General features: G+C 61.6%; 18 protein-coding genes. 6 read left to right on the forward strand and 12 right to left on the reverse strand.

What is annotated here, in order from left to right:
• Positions 1–104: 104 nt before the first annotated feature.
• Positions 105–1052: a trehalose operon repressor TreR gene (gene treR / locus J0F90_RS02325; protein WP_016929286.1), complete on the reverse strand. Its 948-nt coding sequence runs from the start codon at positions 1050–1052 to the stop codon at positions 105–107.
• Positions 1053–1476: 424 nt separating this feature from the next.
• On the opposite strand from treR, the gene mgtA reads away from it, so the two are divergent.
• Together mgtA and J0F90_RS02335 are read left to right on the forward strand one after the other, a co-directional pair.
• Positions 1477–4185: a magnesium-translocating P-type ATPase gene (mgtA, locus tag J0F90_RS02330; RefSeq protein ID WP_033638874.1), complete on the forward strand. Its 2709-nt coding sequence runs from the start codon at positions 1477–1479 to the stop codon at positions 4183–4185.
• Positions 4186–4452: 267 nt separating this feature from the next.
• The gene (locus tag J0F90_RS02335; RefSeq protein ID WP_033638873.1) at positions 4453–6843 is read left to right on the forward strand and encodes a beta-N-acetylhexosaminidase; all 2391 of its coding nucleotides are present in this window, start codon (positions 4453–4455) and stop codon (positions 6841–6843) included.
• 36 nt (positions 6844–6879) lie between these two features.
• On the opposite strand, the gene J0F90_RS02340 is transcribed toward J0F90_RS02335, so the two are convergent.
• The 6 genes from J0F90_RS02340 to argF form a co-directional block, all read right to left on the reverse strand.
• The gene (locus tag J0F90_RS02340; RefSeq protein WP_033638872.1) at positions 6880–9858 is read right to left on the reverse strand and encodes a non-ribosomal peptide synthetase; all 2979 of its coding nucleotides are present in this window, start codon (positions 9856–9858) and stop codon (positions 6880–6882) included.
• 204 nt (positions 9859–10062) lie between these two features.
• Entirely contained in the window at positions 10063–10449 is a 387-nt protein-coding gene (gene ridA / locus J0F90_RS02345; RefSeq protein WP_004933379.1) for a 2-iminobutanoate/2-iminopropanoate deaminase, read from the reverse strand.
• Positions 10450–10547: 98 nt separating this feature from the next.
• On the reverse strand, positions 10548–11012 hold the full coding sequence (gene pyrI, locus J0F90_RS02350) for an aspartate carbamoyltransferase regulatory subunit (RefSeq protein ID WP_004933377.1): 465 nt from the start codon (positions 11010–11012) through the stop codon (positions 10548–10550).
• A gap of 12 nt (positions 11013–11024) precedes the next feature.
• Complete coding sequence (pyrB, locus tag J0F90_RS02355) at positions 11025–11960, reverse strand: aspartate carbamoyltransferase (protein ID WP_004933375.1); 936 nt, start codon at positions 11958–11960, stop codon at positions 11025–11027.
• Positions 11961–12249: 289 nt separating this feature from the next.
• Positions 12250–13818 (reverse strand): ABC transporter substrate-binding protein, encoded by a 1569-nt coding sequence (locus J0F90_RS02360; protein WP_033638871.1) that lies wholly within the window; start codon positions 13816–13818, stop codon positions 12250–12252.
• Between the two features lie 196 nt (positions 13819–14014).
• Entirely contained in the window at positions 14015–15034 is a 1020-nt protein-coding gene (gene argF / locus J0F90_RS02365; RefSeq protein ID WP_033638870.1) for an ornithine carbamoyltransferase, read from the reverse strand.
• Between the two features lie 162 nt (positions 15035–15196).
• Between argF and rraB the strand changes: the two genes are divergently transcribed.
• Together rraB and miaE are read left to right on the forward strand one after the other, a co-directional pair.
• Positions 15197–15622: a ribonuclease E inhibitor RraB gene (gene rraB / locus J0F90_RS02370; protein WP_004933365.1), complete on the forward strand. Its 426-nt coding sequence runs from the start codon at positions 15197–15199 to the stop codon at positions 15620–15622.
• A gap of 178 nt (positions 15623–15800) precedes the next feature.
• Positions 15801–16565: a tRNA isopentenyl-2-thiomethyl-A-37 hydroxylase MiaE gene (gene miaE / locus J0F90_RS02375; protein ID WP_015376459.1), complete on the forward strand. Its 765-nt coding sequence runs from the start codon at positions 15801–15803 to the stop codon at positions 16563–16565.
• A gap of 15 nt (positions 16566–16580) precedes the next feature.
• Here miaE and J0F90_RS02380 read toward each other — a convergent pair whose 3' ends face one another.
• From J0F90_RS02380 to pepA, 5 genes are all read right to left on the reverse strand, one after another.
• On the reverse strand, positions 16581–18188 hold the full coding sequence (locus tag J0F90_RS02380) for a GMC family oxidoreductase (protein WP_033638869.1): 1608 nt from the start codon (positions 18186–18188) through the stop codon (positions 16581–16583).
• Between the two features lie 226 nt (positions 18189–18414).
• Positions 18415–18918 carry a GNAT family N-acetyltransferase gene (locus J0F90_RS02385; RefSeq protein ID WP_033638868.1) on the reverse strand — a complete coding sequence of 168 codons (504 nt, stop codon included), beginning with the start codon at positions 18916–18918 and terminating at the stop codon, positions 18415–18417.
• A 199-nt stretch (positions 18919–19117) separates the two neighbouring features.
• Positions 19118–21994 (reverse strand): valine--tRNA ligase, encoded by a 2877-nt coding sequence (locus J0F90_RS02390; RefSeq protein WP_033638867.1) that lies wholly within the window; start codon positions 21992–21994, stop codon positions 19118–19120.
• 12 nt (positions 21995–22006) lie between these two features.
• The gene (locus J0F90_RS02395) at positions 22007–22456 is read right to left on the reverse strand and encodes a DNA polymerase III subunit chi (protein ID WP_016929275.1); all 450 of its coding nucleotides are present in this window, start codon (positions 22454–22456) and stop codon (positions 22007–22009) included.
• A gap of 231 nt (positions 22457–22687) precedes the next feature.
• Positions 22688–24199, reverse strand: a complete 1512-nt coding sequence (pepA, locus tag J0F90_RS02400) for a leucyl aminopeptidase (protein ID WP_004933352.1) — start codon at positions 24197–24199, stop codon at positions 22688–22690.
• Between the two features lie 282 nt (positions 24200–24481).
• Between pepA and lptF the strand changes: the two genes are divergently transcribed.
• Complete coding sequence (gene lptF, locus J0F90_RS02405) at positions 24482–25576, forward strand: LPS export ABC transporter permease LptF (RefSeq protein ID WP_004933351.1); 1095 nt, start codon at positions 24482–24484, stop codon at positions 25574–25576.
• Positions 25576–26646: an LPS export ABC transporter permease LptG gene (gene lptG / locus J0F90_RS02410; protein ID WP_004933350.1), complete on the forward strand. Its 1071-nt coding sequence runs from the start codon at positions 25576–25578 to the stop codon at positions 26644–26646. The genes lptF and lptG overlap by 1 nt, the downstream gene beginning before the upstream one ends.
• Positions 26647–26693 lie beyond the last annotated feature (47 nt).

Below are 26693 nucleotides of genomic sequence, written 5' to 3' on the forward strand. Positions count from 1 at the left end.
TGATCAAAGCTTAGCCACTCGGCTTTTTGAATGAAATGGGAACGTTCCCGGTTTGGGGCGAGGATCACAAAATGACAAAAAATGGTCAACTTCTAAGCAGGTCGTCAGGAAAGTTTGCTGGGCACCACCAAGCGGCGGATCCCCTGTTCGCCGCTGAGCTGCGCCAGCAGCTGCTGCGCCGCCAGCAGGCCGGCGCTGCCGTAGCCGAACTCCACCGACAGGGTGTCGGGGAACAGGAAGCTGAGCAGCGGGGTGTTGCCGATGGCGCACACTTGAATGGCGCGCGCCGGCTGCTGCTGCAGGTACTTGATCGCCCCCAGGGCGATGCTGTCGGAGGCGCAGATCAGCGCGCTGGTATGCGCATCGATCACTTCGGCGGCGTGCTGGAAACCGCTCTGGTAGCTCAGCTCGCCCAGCGTGGCGCGCGGCGTGAGCGTGAGGCGTTCACAGGCGTCGAGATAGGCCTGATAGCGGCGCTGGCCGGTGGTGGCGTCGCTGAGCTGCACCCCCAGATAGCCAATATGCCGATGCCCTTGTTGATACAGGCGATCCATCAACAGGTTCACCGCGCCGGCGTCGTCATAGCAGACGGACGAGAAGCCGTCGTATTCGCGCACCATCACCACCATTTTTTCCTGCCACGGCTTGAGCATCGCCGCGGTCAGGCCGGTGAAGCCGAACAGGATCACGCCGTCGACGTTGCGCTGATGCAGTACGTGCAGATGCTCCTGCACCAGACGAGTTTCGAACTGGCTCTCCATCACGATCGGATCGAAGCCCTGCTGGTACAGCAACGGCAGCATGGTGCGCACCGCCTGGTTTTCCGACGGCGAATCGAGACGGGAAACGATGATGCCCACCACTTTGTCGCTCTGGCCGCGCATGGCGCGCGCCGACTTGGAGGGGGTAAACCCTTGCTGACGGATCACCGCTTCCACCCGTTCACGGGTTTGCGGGCTCACGCTGCCTTCATTGTTCAACACGCGTGAGACGGTGGATTTGCCTACGCCGCTCAGGCGTGCGATGTCCTTGATGGTCAGCCGGTTTTGCATGGTTTACTTTTCGTTGAAGTGGACAGGCGTAACATAATGGCCTGTAAAACAATGCCCGTCAGCATAGCTCATTTTCCTACGGGGATCTTGATGCAAAACGGGATTGTTGCACTGCGCTGAACGGCCGCTCCTGCCGCTCTGTTTTTCCCTTTACCGGAGGTTATTCCCCATATGGACCCCGACCCGACTGCTTTAGACACTCACTCGGTTCTCCGGTAAAACCTCTCCGCCTGGCGCTGCTGTTTTACCGGTGAAGTACATCACGGTAACCGGTAGCGCGCGCTTCGTCGTTCGCTCCTGCTGCTGAAAAAAATAATAAGGATCTGCGTTGGCAGAGGCTTTTTGGCGCACCCGCCATCCGCTCGGCCGATGACGATCCCCGTTTACCCGCTGCCGTGAGGCACCGGGCGACGAGGTGCGAACCATGAAATTGAAAAAACTCCCCCGTCAGCTGCTGGGCCTGTTCGCCCGCGGCCTCCCGCGCCGTTTGGTGCGCCGCGACAGCCTGCTGGACAGCGTCGGCGGCGCTGCGCGCGATATGCCGGCCGGCCTGGCTCAGCAGCGGCTGGCATGCGCCGCCGCAGAGACGATGCAGCTGTTTGAGCGTTTCCACAGCCACCCGGAAGGCATTACCGCCCATGAGGCGGAGCAGGTGCGCCAGCGCTGCGGCGAGAACGTCATCGACGATCAGCAGAAAGAGGCCTGGTGGCAGCACCTGTGGCACTGCTACCGCAACCCGTTCAACCTGCTGCTGACCGCGCTCGGCATGATCTCTTACGCTACCGAGGATCTCACCGGCGCCTTGGTGATCGCGCTGATGGTGCTGATCTCCACGCTGCTGAACTTCATCCAGGAGGCGCGCTCCAACCGGGCGGCCGATGCGCTGAAGGCGATGGTGAGCAACACCGCCACGGTGATCCGCAGCGACGCGCACACCGGCAAGAGCGAACACGTGGAGCTGCCGATCGCGCAGCTGGTGCCGGGCGACATCATCAAGCTGGCGGCCGGCGACATGATCCCGGCGGATCTGCGCGTGCTGTCGGCCAAGGATCTGTTCATCAGCCAGGCGGCGCTGACCGGCGAATCGCTGCCGGTGGAGAAATCCGCCACGCCGCAATTGCCGGCGGCCGATCCGCTCGACTGCCGGAACCTGTGCTTCATGGGCACCAACGTGGTCAGCGGCACCGCGCTGGCGATGGTGATCGGCACCGGCGGCGGCACCTACTTCGGCCAGTTGGCGCAGCGCGTCACCAGCCAGGATGAACAGCCGAACGCCTTCCAGAGCGGCATCAGCAAGGTCAGTTGGCTGCTGATCCGCTTTATGCTGGTGATGACGCCGATCGTGCTGCTGATCAACGGCTACACCAAGGGCGACTGGTGGGAGGCGGCGCTGTTCGCGCTGTCGGTGGCGGTCGGGCTGACGCCGGAGATGCTGCCGATGATCGTCACCTCGACGCTGGCCAAAGGGGCGGTGAAACTGTCGCGCCAGAAGGTGATCGTCAAACGGCTGGACGCCATCCAGAACTTCGGCGCGATGGACATTCTGTGCACCGACAAGACCGGCACCCTGACCCAGGACAAGATCGTGCTGGAGCGCCATACCGATGCGTTCGGCGCCGGCAGCGAGCGGGTGCTGCGCTACGCCTGGCTGAACAGCTTCTACCAGACCGGGCTGAAAAACCTGCTCGACGTGGCGGTGCTGAGCTGCGCGGAGCAGAACCGGCAGCCGGAGGCGCTGCAAAACTACCGCAAGGTGGATGAGATCCCGTTCGACTTCGTGCGCCGCCGCATGTCGGTGGTGGTGGCCAAAGACAACGAGTATCACGAGCTGGTGTGCAAGGGCGCGCTGGAAGAGATGCTGGCGATTTGCAGCCACGTGCGCCACGAAGACGAGGTGATCCCGCTGAGCGAGGCGCTGCTGGCGCGCATTCGCCGCATCACCGACGATCTCAACCAGCAGGGGCTGCGGGTGGTAGCAGTGGCCAACAAGATCCTGCCGGCGCAAACCCATGAATACGGCGTGGCGGACGAGTCGGATCTGATCCTCGAAGGCTACGTCGCCTTCCTCGATCCGCCGAAGGAAAGCACCGCACCGGCGCTGGCGGCGCTGAAACAGAACGGCGTCACGGTGAAGATCCTCACCGGCGACAACGAGCTGGTGGCCGCCAAAGTGTGCCGGGACGTCGGGCTCGAGGCCGATCATCTGCTGCGCGGCAGCGAGATCGAGCAGATGGACGACGAGCAGCTGGCGCAGGCGGCGGCGCGCACCACGGTGTTCGCCAAGCTGACGCCGCTGCACAAGGAGCGCATCGTCAAACTGCTGCGCCGCCAGGGGCACGTGGTGGGCTTTATGGGCGACGGCATCAATGACGCGCCGGCGCTGCGCGCGGCCGATATCGGCATCTCCGTCGATTCGGCGGTGGACATCGCCAAGGAAGCGGCGGACATCATCCTGCTGGAAAAAAGCCTGATGGTGCTGGAGCAAGGGGTGATCGAAGGGCGCCGCACCTTCGCCAACATGCTGAAATACATCAAGATGACCGCCAGCTCCAACTTCGGCAACGTGTTCAGCGTGCTGATCGCCAGCGCTTTCCTGCCGTTTCTGCCGATGCTGCCGCTGCACCTGTTGATTCAGAACCTGATGTACGACATCTCGCAGATCGCCATCCCGTTCGATAACGTCGACGACGATCAGATCACCCAGCCGCAGCGCTGGAACTCCGCCGATCTGGGGCGGTTTATGGTGTTCTTTGGGCCGATCAGTTCGATCTTCGACGTGCTGACCTTCAGCCTGATGTGGTGGGTATTCAAGGCCAATACGCCGGACATGCAGACGCTGTTCCAGTCCGGCTGGTTCGTGGAAGGGCTGCTGTCGCAGACGCTGATCGTGCACATGATCCGCACGCGCAAAATTCCGTTTATCCAGAGCCGCCCGTCCTGGCCGCTGTGCATCATGACGCTGGCGGTGATCGCCACCGGCATCGGCCTGGTGTTCTCACCGCTGGCCGGCTTCCTGCAGCTGCAGGCGCTGCCGCTCGGCTACTTCCCGTGGCTGGTGCTGATCCTCGCTGGTTACATGGTGCTGACCCAGTGCGTGAAAGGCTGGTTCGTGCGCCGCTACGGCTGGCAATAACCCGTTCGCCCCCTCCGGCCGGGAGGGGGCAACTGTGATCCCGTCCGCTTTTTCACCGCAACGGTTGGACATCTGTTCTGTGCTGAGTCTTTATCTACAGCGTTGGCTGTTTTCCCCTGCGCCTTTCAAGCCACCGCGTTGTTGGCTGTACGCCCGCCCCCCAGTGACTTAGCAGACCTAAGCGCCTGGGGATGCGGGCGCTTGCCGCCTAGCGGTGGTTTGAAATTCATTGGGGATATTTTGTTTTTTTCCTCTGAGGAATTTCCGATGCACAGACCTTTCCGTTATACGCTACTGGCTTCATCGTTATGGTTTTCTTGCGGCGCGCTGGCGCAGCCGGCTGGCGATCTGCCGCTGATGCCCTGGCCGCAGCAGGTGGAAGTGACGCAACCGGCGGGCAAACTGATTTTGGATCACCGGCTGTCGTTAAGCCTCCAGGGTGACGAACTGGGTGACGCGCTGCCGCGCTGGCGCCAGCGCATCGAGTTGCAGACCGGCTGGACGCTGGCGCCGAGGGAGGAAGCAAACGGCGCGGCGATCAAGGTGGTGATCAAGGATCGGGTGGCGGCGCAGCCGCTGCCGGGCAGCGATGAGAGTTACCGGCTGGTGGTCACGCCGCAGGGCGCCACGCTGACCGCCAACACCCGCTTCGGCGCGCTGCGCGGCATGGAGACCCTGCTGCAACTGCTGCAGACCGACGGGCAAAACACCTTCCTGCCGCTGGTGGATATTCGCGACGTGCCGCGTTTTCCGTGGCGCGGCGTGCTGCTGGATTCGGCGCGCCATTTCCTGCCGCTGCCGGACATTTTGCGCCAGCTCGACGGCATGGCGGCGGCCAAGCTCAACGTGTTCCACTGGCACCTGACCGACGATCAGGGCTGGCGCTTTGCCTCCGAGCATTATCCCAAGTTGCAACAGCAGGCCAGCGACGGCCAGTTCTACACCCGCGAGCAGATGCGGCAGGTGGTGGCTTACGCCACGGCGCGCGGCATTCGCGTGGTGCCGGAGATCGACATGCCGGGGCACGCCTCCAGCATCGCGGTGGCCTATCCCGACCTGATGAGCGCGCCGGGGCCGTATCGGATGGAGCGCGAGTGGGGCGTGCATAAGCCGACGCTCGATCCGACCCGCGACGAGGTGTATCAGTTTGTCAATACGATCGTCGGCGAGCTGGCGGCGATCTTCCCCGATCCTTATCTGCACATCGGCGGCGACGAAGTGGACGCCAGCCAGTGGCGGGCGTCGCCGTCGATTCAGGCGTTTATGCAGCAGAACGGGCTGGCGGATACCCATGCGCTGCAGGCCTACTTCAACCAGAAGCTGGAAAAGATCCTCGAGAAGCACCAGCGGCAGATGGTCGGCTGGGACGAGATCTACCATCCGTCGCTGCCGCGCTCGATCGTCATTCAGTCTTGGAAAGGGCAAGACTCGCTGGGCGCCAGCGCGCAGGACGGCTATCAGGGCATCCTCTCCACCGGTTTCTACCTCGATCAGCCGCAAAGCACCGCCTATCACTACCGCAATGAAATTCTGCCGCAGCCGCTGGGGGTTGAGACAGCGGTACAACCCGGCGAGCAGGCGCAAAGCTGGCGTTTCAGCATGCCGCGCCTGAAGGGCAGCGCGGTGGAGGGCAGCTTCACGCTGATCGAGGGCAAGCAGGGCTGGCGCGGCTTTATCGATTTCAACGGCAAGTCGCGCCGCGCGGTGCACGACATCGTCTGGCGCACGCCGCAGCAGGTGACGTTCCGCGTCGATACCTGGATGGGCGACACACGGCCGGTGTTTACGCTGCAACAGGACAAGCTCAGCGGCTATACGTTGGTCGGCAACGTGCGTTACCCCACCCAGGGCGACAAACTGGCGGCGGCGCCGGCGGGCAAGATGCCGGTGGTACCGGATGAGAAGGGGCAGGCCAACATTCTCGGCGGGGAAGCGGCGCTGTGGGCGGAAAACGTGCGCGCGCCGCTGATCGATCTTAAGCTGTGGCCGCGCGCCTTTGCGGTGGCGGAGCGGCTGTGGTCGGCGCAGGACGTCACCGATGAGAACAACATGTACCGGCGGCTGGCGGCGATCGACGCCTGGTCGGTGGTGTCGGTCGGCCTGCAGCAGCACGCGGAAACGGCGCGCGAATTCACCCGGCTGAGCAACAGCGTGCAGATCGTGCCGCTGCAGATCCTGGCCGAGGCGGTGGAACCGGCGCAGTATTACACCCGCCAGCATCTGAAGTTCCAGGCCGGCAACTATCACCAGTTCGAACCGCTGAACCGCTTCGCCGATGCGCTGCCGCCGGAGAGCGAGGCGGTGCGCGCCATGCATGCCCAGGTCGCGGCCTTGCTGAAGGATAAGCGCGATAAGGCGGCGGCGCAGGCGCTGCGCGAACGGCTGCAGCGCTGGCAGGCGAACGGCGCGGCATTGCAAACGGCGATCGCGGGCAACCGCACGCTGCGCGATCTGGCGCCGGTGGCGCAGGACGTGGATGCCCTGGCCGCATTAGGGTTAACGCTGCTGGAACGCCATCAGCAGGGCAAACCGCTGAGCCGAGCCGAGGCCGAACAAGCGCAGCGCCGGCTGGATGCGGCGGCGCAGACGCGCGACGAAGTGGTGATTGCCGCGGTGTACCCGCTGGAGGCGCTGCTGCGGGGGCTTAAAACGGAGTGAGGGTGACGGGGCTCGGCCAGTTGAGCCCCGGTTTTGTTACGCCTGTAGCGACAGCGGCGCATACCCGATGGCGTGCTGCAGGTAATTCAGCAGCAGCTGGCGGGTGAAGCGCGGCTCATCGATACCGCTGCCCTGCAGGAAGCGTTGCAGGTTGCTGCAGTCCCACCGATAGGTGTCTTGATAGAGCTCCACCGTCGATAGCTCGTCCACCATAGGATCCTTGAACAGGCTGAGCAGCGGGTACAGCGGCGCGTCGCTGTCGTTTTCCCATTGTGCCCGCCACTGTGCGAAGGGCACGGGACGAAAACGATAACCGAACTCGCGCTCCAGCAGGCTGAAAAACTCACGCAGCGTCAGATTATTGTCACCTTGATGGATCAGGTTGAATTTCTGCCCCAGCGCCTGCGGATTGCGAGAGACGTGGGCGATGGCCCGGGTCATGTAATCCACCGTGGTCAACCCTTCGCGCATATCCCGTAAATCCGGCACCGTGCCGCTGCTGATGCAGGTTTTCACCAGCCGTCCCCACCATTGATAATCGGCGTTGACGCCGGTACGGCTGTGGCAGGTGGCGTAGCCCAGGCGGAAGGTCATCAGCGGCAGGCCTTGCGCCGCCGCCAAATCGGCGATTTTCTCCATCACCCATTTGCTGCGCACGTAGCCAATATCGCGGCTGACCGCCGGCAGGTTTTGGTCGATATCGTCGCTTTCCCGCATCACCCGCTTGCCGGTGTGCAGATGCCCCCAGCTGTATACGGAGATGGTCGACAGCAGCATCAGCGGCTTGGTGCGGCTATGCGCCGCGAAGCGAATGATTTCCCGCAGGCCCTGCACGTTGTCGCGCTTCATGTAGGCGTAAGGCTGGATAAAATTCACCGCGCTGGCCGAATGGTAAATCAGATCGATATCTCGGCTTAACGCCCTGTAGGCCGCCGGCGTCAGCGAAAAGTCGTGTTTCGCTACGTTGCCAGGCACGATATGAATGCGCGCATGCTGGCTGGCGTTCAGCGCGATCCGGTAGCGCTGCAGCACCGCCTCCAGCCGCTGTCTCGGCGGCAGTTTGGCGCCGTCGCGCACCAGACAGTACAGCTCGGCGTCGGTGGTGCGCAGCAGATCGGCCAACAGATGCGCGCCGACGAAGCCGGTGGCGCCGGTCAGCAAAATGGCGCGCGGCGCGCTGATTTGCCGCGGAGCGAACGTCGGATCGATGACGAGATCCGACGGCAAATACACATCATCCTGCAAGGCACGCGCTTCGCCTTGCCGCTGTGTCGGTTGCCGGTCTCTGCGTTGTGCCAGTGCCTGCGCCAGGGCGCCCAGAGTGGGATATTCATAGATGTCGTGCACCGACGTCTCGACGGCAAATGCCTCGGCCAGCGCTGCCATCAGTTTGGCCGCCAACAGCGAATGGCCGCCCAGCGAGAAAAAATTATCGTCGGTTGCGGGCTGTTCCACTTTCAGCAACGAACGCCAGAGATCGGCGACGATGCGCTGATCGGCGGTCAGCGGCTGCGCAACGCCGGCGCTGACCGGTTGGTAATGCGCCAACAGAGCCGCTTTGTCGATTTTGCCGTTGTTGTTCAGCGGCATGTGTTGCAGTAAACGATAATCGGCGGGCAGAAATGCGGTGGGCAGCGTTTCTTTCAGTTTCTGTCGGACGCGTGCGATCACGTTTTCGCCGTCACACTCCGCGATCAGAAACGCCACGATTTTCTTGCTCAGCGGATCATCTGCCATCGCCACGACGGCCACCGCTTTACGGATGCCCGCAACCTGCAGCATGGCGTTTTCGATTTCGCCCAGTTCAATGCGATTGCCGCGGATTTTGACCTGATCGTCGATACGGCCCAGATATTGAATGCGGCCATCCGCCAGCCAACGAGCCCGATCGCCGCTGCGGTATAGGCGCAATCCGGCGAAGTGAGGCGGGGTGATGAAGCGCTCGGCGGTCAACGCCGGATTGTTCAGGTAGCCGCGGGCCAGACAGCGGCCGCTGATATACAGCTCGCCGGGGCGATCGCCGATCACGGGCTGCAGTCGGTCATCGAGGATGAAGATTTCGGTATCGCCGATGGGCCGCCCAATGCTGGCGGGCGGGTTTTGCGTGGCGCAAGCCACCCGGTTGCAGGTGGCGAATATGGTGGCTTCCGTCGGGCCGTAGTAATCGATCAATGCATAATCGATGCCGCGAAGATCGACCGGATGAAGTTTCTCCCCTGAGCTGAACAGATACCGCAGCGCCAGATTGGCCGGTTGCGGCGCGCCGACCACTTCGGCGACCAGTACGGCGGGCAGGCTGGCGTGGGTAATGCCCTGTTCGGCAAAGTAGGCCAGCAGGACTTCCGGCTGCAGGCGAGCGTCTTCCGGGGGCAGATACAATGTGCCGCCGCTGGTCAGAGGCGACCAGATCTCCCATTGCGCGACGTCGAAACTCAAGCCGGCGATCAGCGTAGAACGACTTTCGGCATCCATGACGAATTGCTTGTTATGCCAGAGAATTAAATGCAGCAGCGACTGATGTTCTATCAGCACACCTTTCGGTTTGCCGGTGGTGCCTGAAGTGAAAATGAGATAAACGATGGCATCGGGAGACGGAGAAATTAACGTTATATTCTCCTGCGGAGAAATTGATATATTATCAATATAAATAATATCCTCGCTGAAGTTATTTTCCGAAAGCGCTATCGTCGCATTGCTGGCGAGTATTAAAGGGGAACCGCTTTGCGTAACGATATCCTGTATTCTTTTTTCCGGGTAACGGGCGTCGATGGGAATATAGCCTGCGCCGGCTTTGACGATCGCCAACAAACCGATCAGCATTTCCGGCGTGCGCAGCGTAACGAGCGGCACATAGCTGCCGGGCGCCACGCCCCGCCGTAGCAACAGCGCGCACAGTGCGCTGCTGGCTTCATCCAATTGACGGTAGGTCAGGCGCTTATTATCGCCGACGACGGCAAGTTTTTCCGGATAACGGGAAACTTGTTGGATAAAATAATCCAATACGCTAGGTGCCATGGTTATCTCCTGTCATTATTCACGAAGTGAACGAAATGAAACAGCAATGACCCGGCCGGGTGAAAAACAATTATAGGCGTATTTTTATTGTGGAATTGTAAATGTGAGCAATATTGCGCTATCGCTATAAATTAATTGGATTAATAAAATTCTTATCAATAAAAACGGCCAGCCGAAGCTGACCGTGATTCGCGTGTGTGTCGATTAACGACGCACGGCGATGGCTTCGATTTCGATCTTCACGTCTTTCGGCAGACGCGCCACTTCTACGCAGGAGCGGGCCGGGAACGGCGCGCTGTGCTCGGTGAAGAAGGCTTCGTACGCGGCGTTGACGGTGGCGAAGTCGTTCAGGTCTTTCACGAATACGGTGGTTTTCACGATGTCGGCAACGATCAGGCCGGCGGCTTCGACGATCGCCTTGACGTTTTCCAGCGACTGGCGCGCCTGTGCGGCGACGTCGTCGGCGACGGCGCCGGTTTTCGGATCGACCGGGATCTGGCCGGAAGTGATGATCATGCTGCCCAGATCAACGCCCTGCACGTAAGGACCAATGGCTGCCGGGGCGAGTTCAGTGCTGATGTTACGTGACATGTTTTCTCCTGATAAACGAGGATTGTTCTATCCAGAAATCCCATTATAGGGCGTCACCGGGAGAATGACAGCGCCATCTCCCGGCGCCCATGCCGGGCTTAGTCCGCCTGCAACACCACCTGATGCTCGAACTCTTTTTCGCAGTAGCGGCATTTCAGGTGCACTTCGCCGCCGCGCGATTTGACGCTGAAGCTCGACGCCACCGGCTCGCTGCGGCTGATGCAGTTGCCGTTCGGGCAGGTCAGCACGCCGTCGATGTGGTCCGGCAGGCTGAGGGTCAGCTTGCGCACCACTTCATAGTTGTCGATGCGGTTTACCGTGGCCTTCGGCGCGTACATCGCCAGTTGGTTGGCCTGCTGCTCGGTCAGGAAGGTGTTCTCGATCTTGATCAGATCCTTGCGGCCCAGTTCGTTGGAGGGCAGGTTCAGGCCGATGGTGATGCGCTGGTCGGTGGCGGTCAGCTTGAACAGCGTCAGCAGTTTGAAACCGATCTGTGCCGGAATGTGGTCGATTACCGTACCGCATTTGATCGCTTCCACCTGCAGTTTGTTGTCATGAGTCATGGCGGTTCCCCCTTAAAGAGCCAAATCTGCGTTGAGCACCAGCGCCAGCAGCGCCTGACGGGCGAAGATGCCGTTGCCCGCCTGCTGGAAGTAGTAAGCGTGCGGCGTTTTATCCACGTCGGTGGCGATCTCGTCGATGCGCGGCAGCGGGTGCAGCACCTTGAGGTTGGCGCGCGCGCCGGCCAGATCCGCGGCGCGCAGCACGAACTGCGCCTTCACGTTGGCGTACTCGGACGGATCGAGGCGCTCTTTCTGCACCCGGGTCATGTAGAGAATATCCAGCTCCGGCACCACTTCTTCAATGCTGCCGTGCAGGCTGTACTCGATGCCTTTCTCTTCCAGCATTTTCAGGATGTAGGCCGGCATCGCCAGCGCGTCCGGGGCGATGAAGTAGAAGCGGTTGCCTTCGAACTTGGCCAGCGCCTGGGTGAGCGAGTGCACGGTGCGGCCGTACTTCAGGTCGCCGACCATGGCGATGCTGAGGTTGCTCAGGCGCCCCTGGGTTTCCTGGATGGTGAACAGATCCAGCAGGGTCTGGGTCGGGTGCTGGTTGGCGCCGTCGCCGGCGTTGAGCACCGGCACGTTGCCGGAGAACTCCGAGGCCATGCGCGCCGCGCCTTCCTGCGGATGGCGCATCACGATGGCGTCCACGTAGGTGCTGATCACCGAGATGGTGTCGGCCAGGGTTTCGCCTTTCTTGCCGAGCGAGGTGTTGCTGCCGTCGGCGAAACCGACCACCGAGGCGCCGAGGCGGTGCATCGAGGTTTCGAACGACAGGCGGGTACGGGTCGAGGCTTCGAAGAAGCAGCTGGCGATCACCTTGTGTTTCAACAGCTCCGGCTGCGGGTTGGCTTTCAGACCGGCGGCGGTGCGCAGCACCAGCTCCAGATCCTCGCGGCTGAGATCGTTAATAGAGATGATGTGTTTGTGATACAGCGGGTTGGCCATTTTTCACTCCTCCTCGACGCGTGCCCGTGGCGCGGGACTTTTTAAGGCAAAAAAAAGCCCCTCAATGAGGGGCTTGAAAAGATCGGTTTAGCAACAGGAGAAACAACGGCAGCTGGCCGCCGATAGGCAGTCGGTTTTGTCGATTGCGGCTAACAAAACAAACGTCGTTTTTCATGCTTTCTCCTGGCAAATTGTGGCGCATTATACTCGCGCTTTTCGCCACTGCAAGCGTTAAAACGCCGTTTTTTGCCGCCCCGCAATCGATTGGCCGGCGATGGCCGCTCGCCGGCTATTTGCTGACGCGATCGTAGTAGACCATGTCGGCGTTCAACCCTTGTTGATAGCCTTTGACGTTGTCGCGCAGCACCACTTCGGTTTTAGCCTGATCGATAAACACGTACGGCGAACTGCGCTGCAGCTCCTGCTGCATGGCGGTGTACAGCGCGCGGCGCTTGGCCGGATCGGCTTCGGCCAGCGCCGCCAGAGTCTGCTTATTCAACTGCGGGATCTGCCAGCCGTTCAGCCCGGCCACCGTGCTGCTCTTGCCGTCGTTGTAAGCGAAGGCGCTGGCGTTGGAGTGGGCGTCGAAGTAATCCGGGATCCACAGCCGGATCGCCGCCTGATGCTGCCTGGCGCGCACGCGCGAGTAAACCTGGCTGCCCGCGGCCGGCAGCAGCTCGATCTTCACGCCGGCGGCGGCGAAGCTGCCCTGCAGCGCCTGCGCGATGGTGATGAACGGCGGTTTGTTCTCCACGTCCAGCGTAATGGCGGCGTGGGTGATGCCCGCCTTGGCCAGAATGGCTTTCGCCTTGGCCGGATCGTAGCTGAACGGGTTGGTCTCCAGCGCGCCCGGCAGCCCGACCGGCAGGAAGCTCTGGTGCACGAAGTATTGGCCCTTCAGCAGATCCTTCGTGATGCCCTGATAATCCACCAGGTAGCGCGCCGCTTCCCAGAAGGCCGGGTTGTTCAACAGCGGATTGGCGCCGTTGCCGGTGTTGAACACCAGATAGTTTTGCTCGGCGGACGGGATCTCCAGCACCTTGACGCCCGGCTGATTCTTTAGCGTGTCGGTCTGGTCGGCGCCCAGTTCGCGGGCGATATCGGCGTCGCCCTGCTGGAGCAGCAGGCGGCGGGTGGCCGGATCCGGCACGTTTTTAATGATGATGTTTTTCAGCTGCGGCTTGTCGCCCGGCGTGGTGGGATTGGCGTCCAGCACGATCGCCTGGTGCGGCTGATAGACGCGCATCTTGAACGGACCGCTGCCGGCGGAGTGCATCTTCAGCCAGGCGTTGCCGAAGTCGCCGTCTTTGACGTTGGCCAGCGCCGCTTTGCTGTCGACGATCGAGGCGATCGGCGTCGAGAGGATATTCAGCGCCACCGCCGGGCTGACGTCCGCCGTCCAGCGCAGCTGCACAGTATGTTCGTCGATCTTCTTGAGCTGCGCGTCGATGTTGTCCGGCTGCCAGCCGAGCACGTTGAGGATAAACGCCGGCGACTTATTCATTTTCACCGCGCGGCTGTAAGAGAAGATCACGTCGTCGGCGGTCAGCGGGTTGCCGGAGGCGAACGCCGCCTGCGGCCGCAGCTTCACCGTCAGCGTTTTGGCCGCCGCATCGCCCCGCCAGCTTTCCGCCAGCACCGGCGCCACCTTGGCCGGATCGTCGCGATCCGCCTGCACCAGCCGCTGATACAGGCTGGGCACCGTCTGGATGCTGGAGAGTTCGTTGGCTTCCGCCGGATCGAGGCTGACGATGTCATCCAGCGATTGCACCACCACCAGCGTATTCGGCGGCGTGGCGGCTAACGCGGCGGCGGGCAGGGCGGCGAGCAGGAACAGCGGCAAGAGTTTGGCTTTCATCGGTGTGTATCCCCTGAAGGCGCCGCAGGGCGGCGCTGCGAACGGTTTGTTATCGTTGGTTTTTACGGCGCGGGCGCCGTCGGCCTGTCACGGTAGAACCTTTGCCGGCGGCGGGCAAAGGTCAATGCGCTATTTGATATTCCTGGAATATATTAGCCGCCCTGGCCGGGGGCGCCAGGGCGGAGGAGGAGGATTGTCAGAGGGTTTCGCTCAGCGTGGCGACCAGCACCGCCTTGATGGTATGCAGCCGGTTTTCCGCCTGATCGAACACCACGCTGTGCGCCGACTCGAACACCTCGTCGGTCACTTCCATGCCGCCGTGCAGATCGTACTGTTGCGCCATCTGCTTGCCGAGCGTGGTTTGGTCGTCGTGGAACGCCGGCAGGCAGTGCAGGAACTTCACGTTCGGGTTGCCGGTCAGTTTCAGCATCGCCATGTTGACCTGATACGGCCGCAGCAGCGCGATACGCTCTTGCCAGGTTTCTTTCGGTTCGCCCATCGACACCCAGACGTCGGTGTAGAGGAAGTCAGCGTCTTGCACCCCTTCGGCGATGTCTTCGGTCAGGGTGAGTTTCGCGCCGGTTTGCTGCGCCAGCGCCTGGCATTCGGCCACCAGCTCCGGCTGCGGCCAGCAGGCCTTCGGCGCCACCAGCCGCAGATCCATGCCCGCCAGTGCGGCGGCTTCCAGCAGCGTGTTGCCCATGTTGTTGCGCGCGTCGCCGACGTACGCCAGCTTCACTTCACTCAGCGCCTTGCCCGGCAGGTGTTCCTGCACGGTGAGCAGATCCGCCAGCAATTGGGTAGGGTGGAACTCGTCGGTCAGGCCGTTCCACACCGGCACGCCGGCATGTTCCGCCAGGGTTTCCACCAGCGCCTGGCCGTAGCCGCGATACTGAATGCCGTCGTACAGGCGGCCCAGCACCCGGGCGGTGTCTTTCATCGACTCTTTATGGCCGATCTGGCTGCCGCTTGGGCCGAGATAGGTCACCTGCGCGCCCTGATCGAATGCGGCAACTTCGAAAGAGCATCGCGTGCGGGTCGAGTCTTTTTCGAAGATGAGCGCAATGTTTTTGCCCTGCAGCCGGCGCGATTCCCGCCCCTGCTTTTTGGCCTGTTTCAGATCGGCCGCCAGCTTCAGCAGCGCCTGCAGCTCGGCGGGGGTGAAATCCATTAACCTCAGAAAGTGACGTTGGTAGAACGCATTGCCGGTGCTCATAGTCCGATTCCCTGATTGCTTAATTGAATTAAAATTCACTTTATATGTATGAATATTCAATTTCAACCCCGACGAGGAAATCTTTCACGTTTATCGTGGAAGCAATGTCGGCGGTGTGTGAAAATAGAAGGAATGAAGGCCATTTGACTTGAGGATATAGGCATGGCAAACCGCGAATTGCTGGAAGAACAACGTGAAGAGACCCGCCTGATCATCGAAGAACTGCTGGAAGACGGCAGCGATCCGGACGCGCTCTACACCATCGAGCACCATCTGTCCGCCGAGAAATTTGAGGTTCTGGAGCAGGCCGCCGTTGAAGCCTTCAAGCTGGGCTACGAAGTGACCGACGCCGAAGAGCTGGAAGTGGAAGACGGTTCGCTGGTGATGTGCTGCGACGTGATCAGCGAAGTCGGCCTGAATGCCGAACTGATCGACGCCCAGGTCGAGCAGCTGGTGGCGCTGGCGGAACGCTGCGGCGTCAACTACGACGGCTGGGGCACCTACTTCGAAGATCCGAACGGTGAAGACGGTGAGGATGACGAAGACGGCGACTACATCGACGAAGACGACGACGGCAAACGCCACTAATTAACCCCGCTTATTCACATGGGCCGGCTCTCGTCGGCCCCTGATATCCCCGTCGTCTTTCAAGCTGCAGCGTTGTTGGCTGCACTCTCTCACCCCAGTCACTTACCTGAGTAAGCTCCTGGGGATGAGTGAGCTGGCCGCCTAGCTGCAACTTGAAATACATAGGGCAATGAAGCCGATGACATACCAATCCCTGTTAGCCCCGATTTTAAGCTTCCTGCACTGTGAAACTCCCGACGCCTGGATCGACGCCGCGCGCCGTCCGGAAAACCTGCAGCTGTTGCTGACCGACCACCTGGTGTGCGAGCTGAAGGCCGCGCAGACCGGCATGTGGCTGATCCGCCGCTACGTGGCGGACAAAGAGAGCGGCGACGCGCTGTTGGCGCTGCTGCGGCCCTACGAGGCGTTTCTGCACGAGGCGCAGGGCGCGCCGGACACGCTGTTCCGCCAGGGCCAGTTCACCCGCAAGATCCTGCCGAAAAACGGCTCGGCCTACGGCCAGGATTTGGCGGATCGCATGGTGCTGTTGATCAAGGAAGAGCTGCATCACTTCTCGCAGGTGCTGGAGATCATGCAGGCGCGCGGGATCCCATATCGCAAGATCACCGCCAGCCGCTACGCTAAGGGGATGATCCGCGAGATCCGCACTCACGATCCGGCGACGCTGATCGACAAACTGATCTGCGGCGCCTACATCGAAGCGCGATCCTGCGAACGCTTCGCCAAGCTGGCGCCGCACCTGGACGACGAGCTGAACCGCTTTTACGTTTCGCTGCTGCGATCCGAAGCGCGGCATTACCAGGACTACCTGACATTGGCCGAGCAGATCGCCGGCGGCGACATCAGCGAACGGGTGGCGCATTTCGGCCGCCTCGAAGCTGAGCTGATCCTGTCGCCGGACAGCGAGCTGCGCTTCCACAGCGGCGTGCCCGCCGCCGCCTGACGTTGAGGCGCGCCCTTACTGCGGCGCGCCCAGCAACAAATCTACCGCTTTTTCCGCCAGCATGATGGTCGGCGCATTGGTGTTGCCGCTGGTGAGCTGCGGCATCACCGAGCAGTCGATCACCCGCAGCCGTTCAAAACCGTGCACCCGCAGCTGCGGATCGGTCACCGCGTCCTGTGGCGACGGCCCCATGCGGCAACTGCCCACCGGGTGATACACCGTCTTGCAGAAGTTGCGCACGAATTCTTCCAGCTGCGCTTCATCGCGCGTCCACTCCGGCTGCGGCATAAGCAGATCTTTGATCAGCGGCTTCAGCGCCGCGGTTTGCAGGAAATCCAGGCCGAACTTCACCGCGCGCACGCTGCCGGCCAGATCGTCCGGGTGGCCGAGGTAGTTGGCGTGCAGCTTGACCGGATCGCGCGGGTTGCTGCTGCGCAGCTGCACTTCGCCGCGCGCCTTCGGCTGCAGGTAGCCGACCTTGAGCGTGAAGCCGTGAATGTTCGGCAGCGGCTCGCCGGGCACGTCGTCCCAGCTGTCCAGCAGCGGCAGGAAGTGGATCTGCACGTCCGGCCGGCCGTCGCCCTGGCTGTCGGTGAAGGCGGCGCCTTCCAGCACGTTGGATGAGAGCACCCCGCTGCGAAACGCCAGCCACTGCGCGCCGTGGCTCAGCGCCTGCAGGCCGCGATCGGCGCCGAACAGGCTGATCGGCTCGCGGGTGCTGACGTTGATCGACATGTGCAGGTGGTCGTGGAAGTTTTTGCCCACCGGCAGATCCGCCCGCACCTCGATGCCCAGTTGCTGCAGGTGGTCGCGCGGGCCGATGCCGGACAGCATCAGCAGCTTCGGCGAACCGACCGCGCCGGCGCTGACGATCACCTCTTTGGTGGCGCGCGCGGTCACTTCGGCGCCGCCGTTCTGGCTGTAGACCACGCCGGTGGCGACGTTGCCCTCGAAGGTCAGCCGGTGCGCCAGGGCGTTCAGTTTCACCACCAGCCGCCGTTCGTCGCGCACCGCCTTCAGGTAGGTGCGGGCGGTGCTGGCGCGTTCGCCGTTGTGGGTGGTGGTTTGGTAGAAACCGACGCCGTGCTGGCTGTCGCCGTTGAAGTCGTTGCGATAGGGCAGGTTCAGCTCCTGGCCGGCGCGGATAAACGCCATGCTGAGCGGGTGGCGATAGCGGTTTTCGCTGACCGGCAGCAGCCCGTCGGCGCCGTGGTAGTCGTCGGACAGGCTTTCATTGGCCTCGGCGCGTTTGAAGTAGGGCAGCACCTCCCGGTAGCTCCAGCCGGTGCAGCCGTAGCGTTCGGCCCAGTCGTCGTAGTCTTGCGGCTGGCCGCGCAGGTAGATCATGCCGTTGACCGAACTGCTGCCGCCCAGCACCTTGCCCTGCGCGATCTGCATGCGGCGGTTGTTGGCGTGCGGTTCCGGCTCCGTCTCGTAGGGCCAGCTTTTTTTGGCGATGATCTTGGCCACCCCGGCCGGCATCTTGATAAACAGGTTATTGTCGTCGCCGCCGGCTTCCAGCAGCAGCACCCGCGCCTGGGTGCGGCGGATCAGCTGCGCCGCCAGCACGCAGCCGGCGGAACCGGCGCCGACAATGATGTAATCAAAGGTATTTTCCGACATGACGGCTCTCCGTGCGCGATTGGGATACTGGCAGAGTAACGCGGGGGAAAAGGCGGTCAATTTGCGATCGTTAATTTATTAACGAACTTCACATTAAATTTACATCGTGGTTTTTAACGTCAGTTTATCTGCTTGAAAAACGGCGTTATAGCGAGTTTTACTGATTGATTGTGATATTAATAAAAAGGCGCAGCAAGCTGCGCCCTGATGGAGAGGCAGGGGAGGATTACAGCGTTTTCAGCATGGTGACTTCACAATCGACGTGGCCGGTGGCGCCCATCGCGTGGTCGATGTGTTCAAAGCCCAGGTGTTCGTACAGCGCGACGGCCTGCGTCAGGCTGGCGGTGGTTTCGAGATAACAACAGCGGAAGCCGTGCTGGCGGGCGAAATCCAGCGCCTGCAGCGCCAGGCGTTTCGCCAATCCCTTGCCGCGCAACACCGGCAGGAAATACATCTTCTGCAATTCGCAAATATCGTCGGCGCCGCCCTGCAGCGGCGCGACGCCGCCGCCGCCGGCGACCTGGCCGTCCACCTCGATCACCCAGTAAGCGCTGCGCGGCAGGCTATAGAGCTGATACAGGGCGTCCAGGTTGGGATCGGAGACGGTATAGCCTTTATCCGCCGTCAGGCCGTGCTCGGCGGAGACTTCGCGAATGACGTGAGCAATGGCGGGATTGTCTTCCGCCGTGATGGGGCGCACCAGCAGGCGCGCCGGGGTTGCTGTTGTCATGTTTACACTCGCCATTGAAAGAGACCACGTTCGTTTTTCATTTTTATCGCAGCGCGAAACGCGCCGGGGGTTATTTCCCGGCGGCGTCCCTGCAGCAGTAATATCTTGTAATAACATCTAACCCGGCCCGGATGCAACGGCGATAAAAAAACAGCGGGGAAGACCCCGCTGTTTTCAGGCGTTGGCGTGAGCCGGTGGATTACAGCGCGGCGATGGTCGCCTGCTGTTCCTGCAGCTTCACTTTGCCTTCTTTGCAGGCCGCCAGACGATCGCGTTCTTTGGCGACCACCGCTTCCGGCGCGCGCGCCACGAAGCCTTCGTTCGCCAGCTTGCCTTCGATCGAAGCGATTTCCGCATCCAGTTTGCCCATCTCTTTGGCCAGACGCGCGATCTCGGCGTCCTTGTCGATGAAACCGGCCATCGGGATCAGCAACTCGGCGCCGTCCACCAGCTTGGTGACGGAGACCGGGCCTTTCTCACCGGCCGGCAGCAGCGCGATGGATCCCAGACGCGCCAGGCGGGCGATAAAGCTCTGGTTCTCCTGCACGCGGCGCTGGGCGTCGGCGCTGCAGTTGCGCAGCAGCACGTCGAGCGCTTTGCTTGGCGCGATGTTCATCTCGGCGCGGATGTTGCGCACGGCGATGATGGTTTGCTTGATCCACTCCAGATCGTTCAGCGCCTGCTCGTCTTCCAGCGCGGCGTCGTAGGCCGGGAACGGCTGCAGCATGATGGTGTCTGCGGCCGTGCCGGTCAGCGGCTTCACGCGCTGCCAGATGGTTTCGGTGATGAACGGAATGATCGGGTGCGCCAGGCGCAGCAGCGCTTCCAGCACGGTGATCAGCGTGTGGCGGGTGCCGCGCTGTTCCGCTTCACTGCCGTTGCTCACGACAGGCTTGGTCAGCTCCAGATACCAGTCGCAGAACTGGTTCCAGGTGAATTCGTACAGGATGTTGGCCGCCAGATCGAAGCGGTAGGTATCCAGCGCTTCGCGGTAGGCTTTCACCGTGCGGTTGAATTCGGCCAGGATCCAGCGATCCGCCAGCGACAGCACTTTCTCGCCGCCGTTGAAGCCGCAGTCGTGCGCTTCGGTGTTCATCAGCACGAAGCGGCTGGCGTTCCACAGCTTGTTACAGAAGTTGCGGTAGCCTTCCAGGCGCTTCATGTCCCAGTTGATGTCGCGGCCGGTCGAGGCCAGCGCCGCCAGGGTGAAGCGCAGGGCGTCGGTGCCGTGCGGCTCGATGCCGTTCGGGAACTGCTTCTCGGTGCGCTTGCGGATTTTCTCCGCCAGCTGCGGCTGCATCATATTGCCGGTGCGTTTTTCCAGCAGGTCTTCCAGCGAGATGCCGTCGACCATGTCCAGCGGGTCGATCACGTTGCCTTTCGACTTGGACATCTTCTGGCCTTCGTCGTCGCGGATAAGACCGGTCATGTAGACGGTCTTGAACGGCACCTGCGGCTTGCCGTTTTCATCCTTGATGAAGTGCATGGTCAGCATGATCATGCGCGCGATCCAGAAGAAGATGATGTCGAAGCCGCTGACCATCACGCTGGTCGGGTGGAAGGTTTTCAGCGCGTCGGTCTGCTCCGGCCAGCCCAGGGTGGAGAAGGTCCACAGGCCGGACGAGAACCAGGTGTCCAGCACGTCTTCGTCCTGGGTCAGCACCACGTCGGCGCCCAGGTTGTTCTCGCTGCGCACTTCTTCTTCGCTGCGGCCCACATAGACTTTGCCGTTCACATCGTACCAGGCCGGGATGCGGTGGCCCCACCACAGCTGACGCGAGATGCACCAGTCCTGAATGTCGCGCATCCAGCTGAAGTACATGTTTTCGTACTGCTTCGGCACGAACTCGATTTGGCCCTGTTCGACCGCTTCCACCGCCACTTTGGCCAGCGGCGCGGTGCGCACGTACCATTGGTCGGTCAGCATCGGCTCGATCACCACGCCGCCGCGGTCGCCGTAAGGCACCGTCAGGTCGTGCGGTTTGATCTCGTCCAGCAGGCCCAGATTTTCGAAGGCGGCAACCACCGCTTTACGCGCCGCGAAGCGCTCCAGGCCGCGGAACTCGGCCGGGATCTCGTTGCAGTAGTCGGAGCAGACTTCGCCCAGGGTGTTGAACACTTCCGCTTCCTGACGGATGTCGCCGTCGAAGGTCAGAATGTTGATCATCGGCAGGCCGTGGCGTTTGCCGACTTCGTAGTCGTTGAAATCGTGCGCCGGGGTGATCTTCACGCAGCCGGTGCCTTTTTCCATATCGGCGTGTTCGTCGCCGACGATGCGGATGCGGCGGCCGACCAGCGGCAGAATGATCTCTTTGCCGATCAGGTCTTTATAGCGCGGATCTTCCGGGTTGACCGCCACGCCGGTATCGCCCAGCACGGTCTCCGGACGGGTGGTGGCGACCACCAGGTAGTCTTTGCCCTCGGCGGTTTTCGCGCCGTCGGCCAGCGGATAGCGCAGGTGCCACATCGAGCCTTTGGATTCGCGGTTTTCCACTTCCAGATCGGAGATGGCGGTGCGCAGCTTCGGATCCCAGTTCACCAGGCGCTTGCCGCGGTAGATCAGATCTTCTTTGTGCAGACGGACAAACACTTCGCGCACCGCGTTCGACAGGCCTTCGTCCATGGTGAAGCGCTCGCGCTCCCAGTCCACGGAGTTGCCCAGACGGCGCATCTGACGGGTGATGGTGCCGCCGGATTCCGCCTTCCACTGCCAGATCTTGTCGATGAACGCGTCACGGCCGTAGTCGTGGCGGGTTTTGCCTTCTTCTGCGGCGATCTTGCGCTCCACCACCATCTGGGTGGCGATGCCGGCGTGGTCGGTGCCCGCCTGCCACAGGGTGTTTTTACCCTGCATGCGCTGATAGCGAATCATGGTGTCCATGATGGTCTGCTGGAACGCGTGGCCCATGTGCAGGCTGCCGGTGACGTTCGGCGGCGGGATCATGATGCAGAAGCTTTCCTGGCTGGTATCGCCGTTCGGCTTGAAGTAACCCTGACTCTCCCAGTGATCGTACAGCTTCTGTTCGATCTGTTTTGGGTCGTATGCGGTGTCGAGCTGACTGTTTGTCTTTTCCATTCTTTATCGTATTCAGTGAGTTGGCGGCGTAGCCGTGGTCAAATGGAAGCCGACGCTGCGATAGGCCTTGTAACGGTCGCGCGCCAACTGTTTCAGAGTGTCTTCGTAAGGAACGAAGTCTACCACTTCATGGAAAGCGGTAGCAAAGTCGGCAAACTGCGGCAGCAGGGCGATCAGCAGATCGCGCGGGGCATTGCCGCGCTTGCCGGGCCAGCACAGTTCCACCGGCGCGCCGTAGTGCGGCCCTTCGCCGGCCAGATTGTGCGGCACGAATTCATGCGGCTCGCGCTGCCACAGCGCTTCGTCCAGCCGCTGGGCCTGCTCCTGGCTCTCGCAGGCGATCAGCACCCGCTTGCCGGAACGCCAGCGTTCGGCGGCAACGGCGCAGGCCACGGCCTCATGGGCGCTGAGCGCGCCTGACGGTTCCGCGTTGTCGAGCAAATAAAACGTCGCCTGTTTCATTAAGGATCCACCGCTGCCGATAAAAAAACAGGGCACAACATGTAGGTTGCGCCCTTTTTGGGAACGGAGCAGATAACTCTACCCCTTCGCTGCTGAGAGGATTATATACCCAATAGATTTCAAGTTGCAGCTAGGCGGCAAGTTCGTTCATCCCCAGGAGCTGACATCAAGTCAGTGACTGGGGTGAACGAATGCGGCCAACAACGCTGCGGCTTGAAAGATGAAGGGTATTTAATCGTCGCCGTTCAGGCCTGCACGGTTGAGCAAGAACTGCGACAGCAGCGCTACCGGGCGGCCGGTCGCGCCCTTGGCTTTACCGGAGCGCCAGGCGGTGCCGGCGATATCCAGGTGCGCCCAGGTGTACTTGCGGGTGAAGCGCGACAGGAAGCAGGCGGCGGTGATGGCGCCGCCTGGGCGGCCACCGATGTTCGCCATGTCGGCGAAGTTGGAGTCCAGCTGCTCGTAATACTCGTCGGCCATCGGCAAACGCCAGGCGCGGTCGCCGGCCTGCTCGGAAGCGCCCAGCAGCTCGTGCGCCAGCGGGTTGTGGTTCGACATCAGGCCGGTGATGTGGTGGCCCAGGGCGATCACGCAGGCGCCGGTCAGGGTGGCGATGTCGATCACCAGCTCCGGCTCGAAGCGCTCGACGTAGGTCAGGGTATCGCACAGCACCAGGCGGCCTTCGGCGTCGGTGTTGAGCACCTCGACGGTCTGGCCGGACATGGTGGTCAGCACGTCGCCCGGACGGTACGCCCGGCCGCCCGGCATGTTTTCACAGCCGGCCAGCACGCCGATCACGTTCAGCGGCAGGTTCAGCTCCGCCACCACGCGCATCACGCCGTACACGGTCGCCGCGCCGCACATGTCGTATTTCATCTCGTCCATGCCGTCGGCCGGTTTGATCGAGATGCCGCCGGAGTCGAAGGTCAGCCCTTTGCCTACCAGCACGATCGGCTTAGCGTCCGGATTTGGGTTGCCCTTATATTCCATCACCGACATCAATGATTCGTTCTGCGAACCGGCGCCGACCGCCAGATAGGCGTTCATGCCCAGCTCTTTCATCTGCTGTTCGCCGATGACGCGGGTGGTGATGTTGGTGCTGAAGGCGTCCGCCAGCTGACGGGCCTGCGAGGCCAGGTAGCCGGCGTTACAGATGTTCGGCGGCATGTTGCCGAGATCTTTGGCCGCCTTGATGCCGGAAGCCACCGCCAGGCCGTGCTGGATGGCGCGCTCGCCGCTGGTGAGCTCACGGCGGGTCGGCACGTTGAACACCATTTTGCGCAGCGGACGACGCGGCTCCACCTTGTTGCTTTTCAGCTGATCGAAGGTGTAGAGCGTCTCTTTGGCGGTTTCCACCGCCTGACGCACTTTCCAATAGGTGTTGCGGCCTTTCACGTGCAGCTCGGTCAGGAAACAGACCGCTTCCATCGAGCCGGTGTCGTTGAGGGTATTGATGGTTTTCTGGATCACCTGCTTGTATTGGCGCTCATCGAGCTCGCGCTCTTTGCCGCAGCCGATCAGCAGGATGCGCTCGGAGAGAATGTTGGGCACATGGTGCAGTAGCAGCGTCTGCCCGACCTTGCCTTCCAGTTCGCCGCGGCGCAGCAATGCGCTGATATAACCATCACTGATTTTGTCGAGTTGTTCTGCGATAGGGGACAGGCGGCGCGGTTCGAAAACGCCGACTACAATACAGGCACTGCGCTGTTTTTCCGGGCTACCGCTTTTTACACTGAACTCCATGCACTCTCCTGAATCTTAAAGACAAAGGCGGACGCTACGGCTAGAATAATCGACTCCGTAACGATCTCCCGCCATTTGAGTTAACGGATTATGTTAACCTGAACGGCGTAAATTGCTCTGTTTTGGCGACTATAAGCAAGTTCCTATAGGACACCCAAACGGCTTGATGTTGTAATACTATTTTAGCTGTGAAGGTTGCCATATGATGAGAATAAATGGCGGATTAGCGATGAAATTATCGATTTTCCTGCAAAAAGACAAGTTTTCACAGGCGTAATAAGCGTGATCATCATAAGATATCTGGTACGGGAAACGCTCAAGAGCCAAATCGCCATCCTGTTCATCCTGCTTCTGATCTTCTTTTGTCAGAACCTGGTCAGGGTGTTGGGCGACGCGGTGGACGGCAATATCCCGACAAACTTAGTACTCTCTCTGCTCGCTCTGGGCGTGCCGAAGATGGCGCAGCTCATCCTGCCTTTGAGCCTGTTTCTCGGCTTGCTGATGACGCTTGGGCGGTTGTATACCGAGAGCGAAATCACCGTCATGCACGCCTGCGGGCTGGGCAAACGCACCCTGATTATCGCCGCCATGATCCTGGCGCTGTTCACCTCTGCGGTCGCGGCGGTGAACGTGTTTTGGGCCGGCCCCTGGGCCTCGCGCTATCAGGACGTGGTGGTGAACGAAGCCAAGGCCAACCCGAGCATCGCCGGGCTGGCGGAAGGGCAGTTCAAACCCTCGCAGGACGGCAACGCGGTGCTGTTTATCGGCAACGTGAAGGGCAGCACCTTTAACGACGTGTTCCTGGCGCAGCTGCGGCCGAACGGCAACCAACGCCCGTCGGTGGTGGTGGCCGAGCACGGCAACATCGTGCAGCAGAAAGACGGCTCGCAGGTGGTGACGCTCGACAAGGGCACCCGTTTTGAAGGCACCGCGCTGCTGCGCGACTTCCGCATTACCGACTTCACCGACTACAAGGCGGTGATTGGCCACCGCACCGTGGCGGCGGACAACACCGAATCCGAACAGATGTCGATGCAGACGCTGTGGGAATCCGACGATCCGGACGCGCGCGCCGAGTTCCACTGGCGCCTGACGCTGGTGGTGTCGGTGGCGCTGATGGCGCTGCTGGTGGTGCCGCTCAGCGTGGTGAACCCGCGCCAGGGCCGCGTGCTGAGCATGCTGCCGGCCATCCTGCTGTATCTGATCTTCTTCCTGCTGCAGACCTCGCTGCGCTCCAACGCCGGCAAGGGCAAGCTGGATCCGATGCTGTGGCTGTGGCTGGTTAACGGCGTTTACTTCGCGATCGCGCTGGCGCTGAACCTGTGGGATACCGTGCCGATGCGCAAGCTGCGCGCACGCCTGAGAGGAGCGGCCTGATGTTTGGCGTATTAGACCGGTATATCGGTAAAACGATTTTCAACACCATCATCATGACGCTGTTCATGCTGGTGTCGCTGTCCGGCATCATCAAGTTCGTCGATCAGCTGCGCAAGGTCGGCCAGGGCGAATACACCGCGCTGAGCGCCGGCATGTATACCCTGCTGAGCGTGCCGAAAGACATCGAGATCTTCTTCCCGATGGCGGCGCTGCTCGGCGCGCTGCTCGGCCTGGGCCAACTGGCGACGCGCAGCGAACTGGTGGTGATGCAGGCTTCCGGCTTCACCCGCCTGCAGATCGCCGGCTCGGTGATGAAAACCGCCATTCCGCTGGTGCTGCTGACCATGGCGATCGGCGAGTGGGTGGCGCCGCAGGGCGAGCAGATGGCACGCAACTATCGCGCCCAGCAGATGTACGGCGGCTCGCTGCTCTCCACCAAAAGCGGGCTGTGGGCGAAGGACGGCAACGACTTCATCTACATCGAGCGCGTCTCCGGCGATAAAGAACTCTCCGGCGTGAACATCTACCACTTCAACGATCAGCGTCGCCTCGAGACGGTGCGCTATGCGGCCACCGCCAGCTTCGAGAACGGCCTGTGGCAGCTTTCGCAGGTGGACACCTCGGATCTGACCAACCCGAAACAGGTGACCGGCACCCAGACGCTGACCGGCGAATGGAAAACCAACCTGACCCCGGACAAACTGGGCGTGGTGGCGCTGGATCCGGATTCGCTCTCCATCAGCGGGCTGCACAACTACGTGAAGTACCTGAAGCAGAGCGGCCAGGAAGCCAGCCGTTACCAGCTCAACATGTGGAGCAAAATCTTCTCGCCGCTGTCGGTGGCGGTGATGATGCTGATGGCGCTGTCGTTCATCTTCGGCCCGCTGCGCAGCGTGCCGATGGGCATCCGCGTGGTGACCGGCATCAGCTTCGGCTTCCTGTTCTACGTGCTGGATCAGATCTTCGGCCCGCTGAGCCTGGTGTACAGCATGCCGCCGGTGCTGGGCGCGTTGTTGCCGAGCATGCTGTTCCTGCTGATTAGCGTGTATATGCTGCTCAAACGCAAGTAGCGGAGCAAGCGGTAGTGAAGAAAGGCGTGGCCGCGGGGCCGCGCCTT

The sequence above is a fragment of the Serratia marcescens subsp. marcescens ATCC 13880 genome (genome assembly GCF_017299535.1).
GTDB lineage: Bacteria > Pseudomonadota > Gammaproteobacteria > Enterobacterales > Enterobacteriaceae > Serratia > Serratia marcescens.

Bases quoted from the DNA above. Each gene is read 5' to 3' on its own strand.
- ridA (WP_004933379.1), bottom strand. From the start codon at position 10,449: ATGTCACGTAACATCAGCACTGAACTCGCCCCGGCAGCCATTGGTCCT.
- pyrB (WP_004933375.1), bottom strand. From the start codon at position 11,960: ATGGCCAACCCGCTGTATCACAAACACATCATCTCTATTAACGATCTC.
- pepA (WP_004933352.1), bottom strand. From the start codon at position 24,199: ATGGAGTTCAGTGTAAAAAGCGGTAGCCCGGAAAAACAGCGCAGTGCC.
- J0F90_RS02390 (WP_033638867.1), bottom strand. From the start codon at position 21,994: ATGGAAAAGACAAACAGTCAGCTCGACACCGCATACGACCCAAAACAG.
- pyrI (WP_004933377.1), bottom strand. From the start codon at position 11,012: ATGACTCATGACAACAAACTGCAGGTGGAAGCGATCAAATGCGGTACG.
- J0F90_RS02335 (WP_033638873.1), top strand. From the start codon at position 4,453: ATGCACAGACCTTTCCGTTATACGCTACTGGCTTCATCGTTATGGTTT.
- J0F90_RS02360 (WP_033638871.1), bottom strand. From the start codon at position 13,818: ATGAAAGCCAAACTCTTGCCGCTGTTCCTGCTCGCCGCCCTGCCCGCC.
- treR (WP_016929286.1), bottom strand. From the start codon at position 1,052: ATGCAAAACCGGCTGACCATCAAGGACATCGCACGCCTGAGCGGCGTA.
- J0F90_RS02385 (WP_033638868.1), bottom strand. From the start codon at position 18,918: ATGACAACAGCAACCCCGGCGCGCCTGCTGGTGCGCCCCATCACGGCG.
- J0F90_RS02380 (WP_033638869.1), bottom strand. From the start codon at position 18,188: ATGTCGGAAAATACCTTTGATTACATCATTGTCGGCGCCGGTTCCGCC.
- rraB (WP_004933365.1), top strand. From the start codon at position 15,197: ATGGCAAACCGCGAATTGCTGGAAGAACAACGTGAAGAGACCCGCCTG.
- mgtA (WP_033638874.1), top strand. From the start codon at position 1,477: ATGAAATTGAAAAAACTCCCCCGTCAGCTGCTGGGCCTGTTCGCCCGC.
- J0F90_RS02395 (WP_016929275.1), bottom strand. From the start codon at position 22,456: ATGAAACAGGCGACGTTTTATTTGCTCGACAACGCGGAACCGTCAGGC.
- lptG (WP_004933350.1), top strand. From the start codon at position 25,576: ATGTTTGGCGTATTAGACCGGTATATCGGTAAAACGATTTTCAACACC.
- J0F90_RS02340 (WP_033638872.1), bottom strand. From the start codon at position 9,858: ATGGCACCTAGCGTATTGGATTATTTTATCCAACAAGTTTCCCGTTAT.
- miaE (WP_015376459.1), top strand. From the start codon at position 15,801: ATGACATACCAATCCCTGTTAGCCCCGATTTTAAGCTTCCTGCACTGT.
- argF (WP_033638870.1), bottom strand. From the start codon at position 15,034: ATGAGCACCGGCAATGCGTTCTACCAACGTCACTTTCTGAGGTTAATG.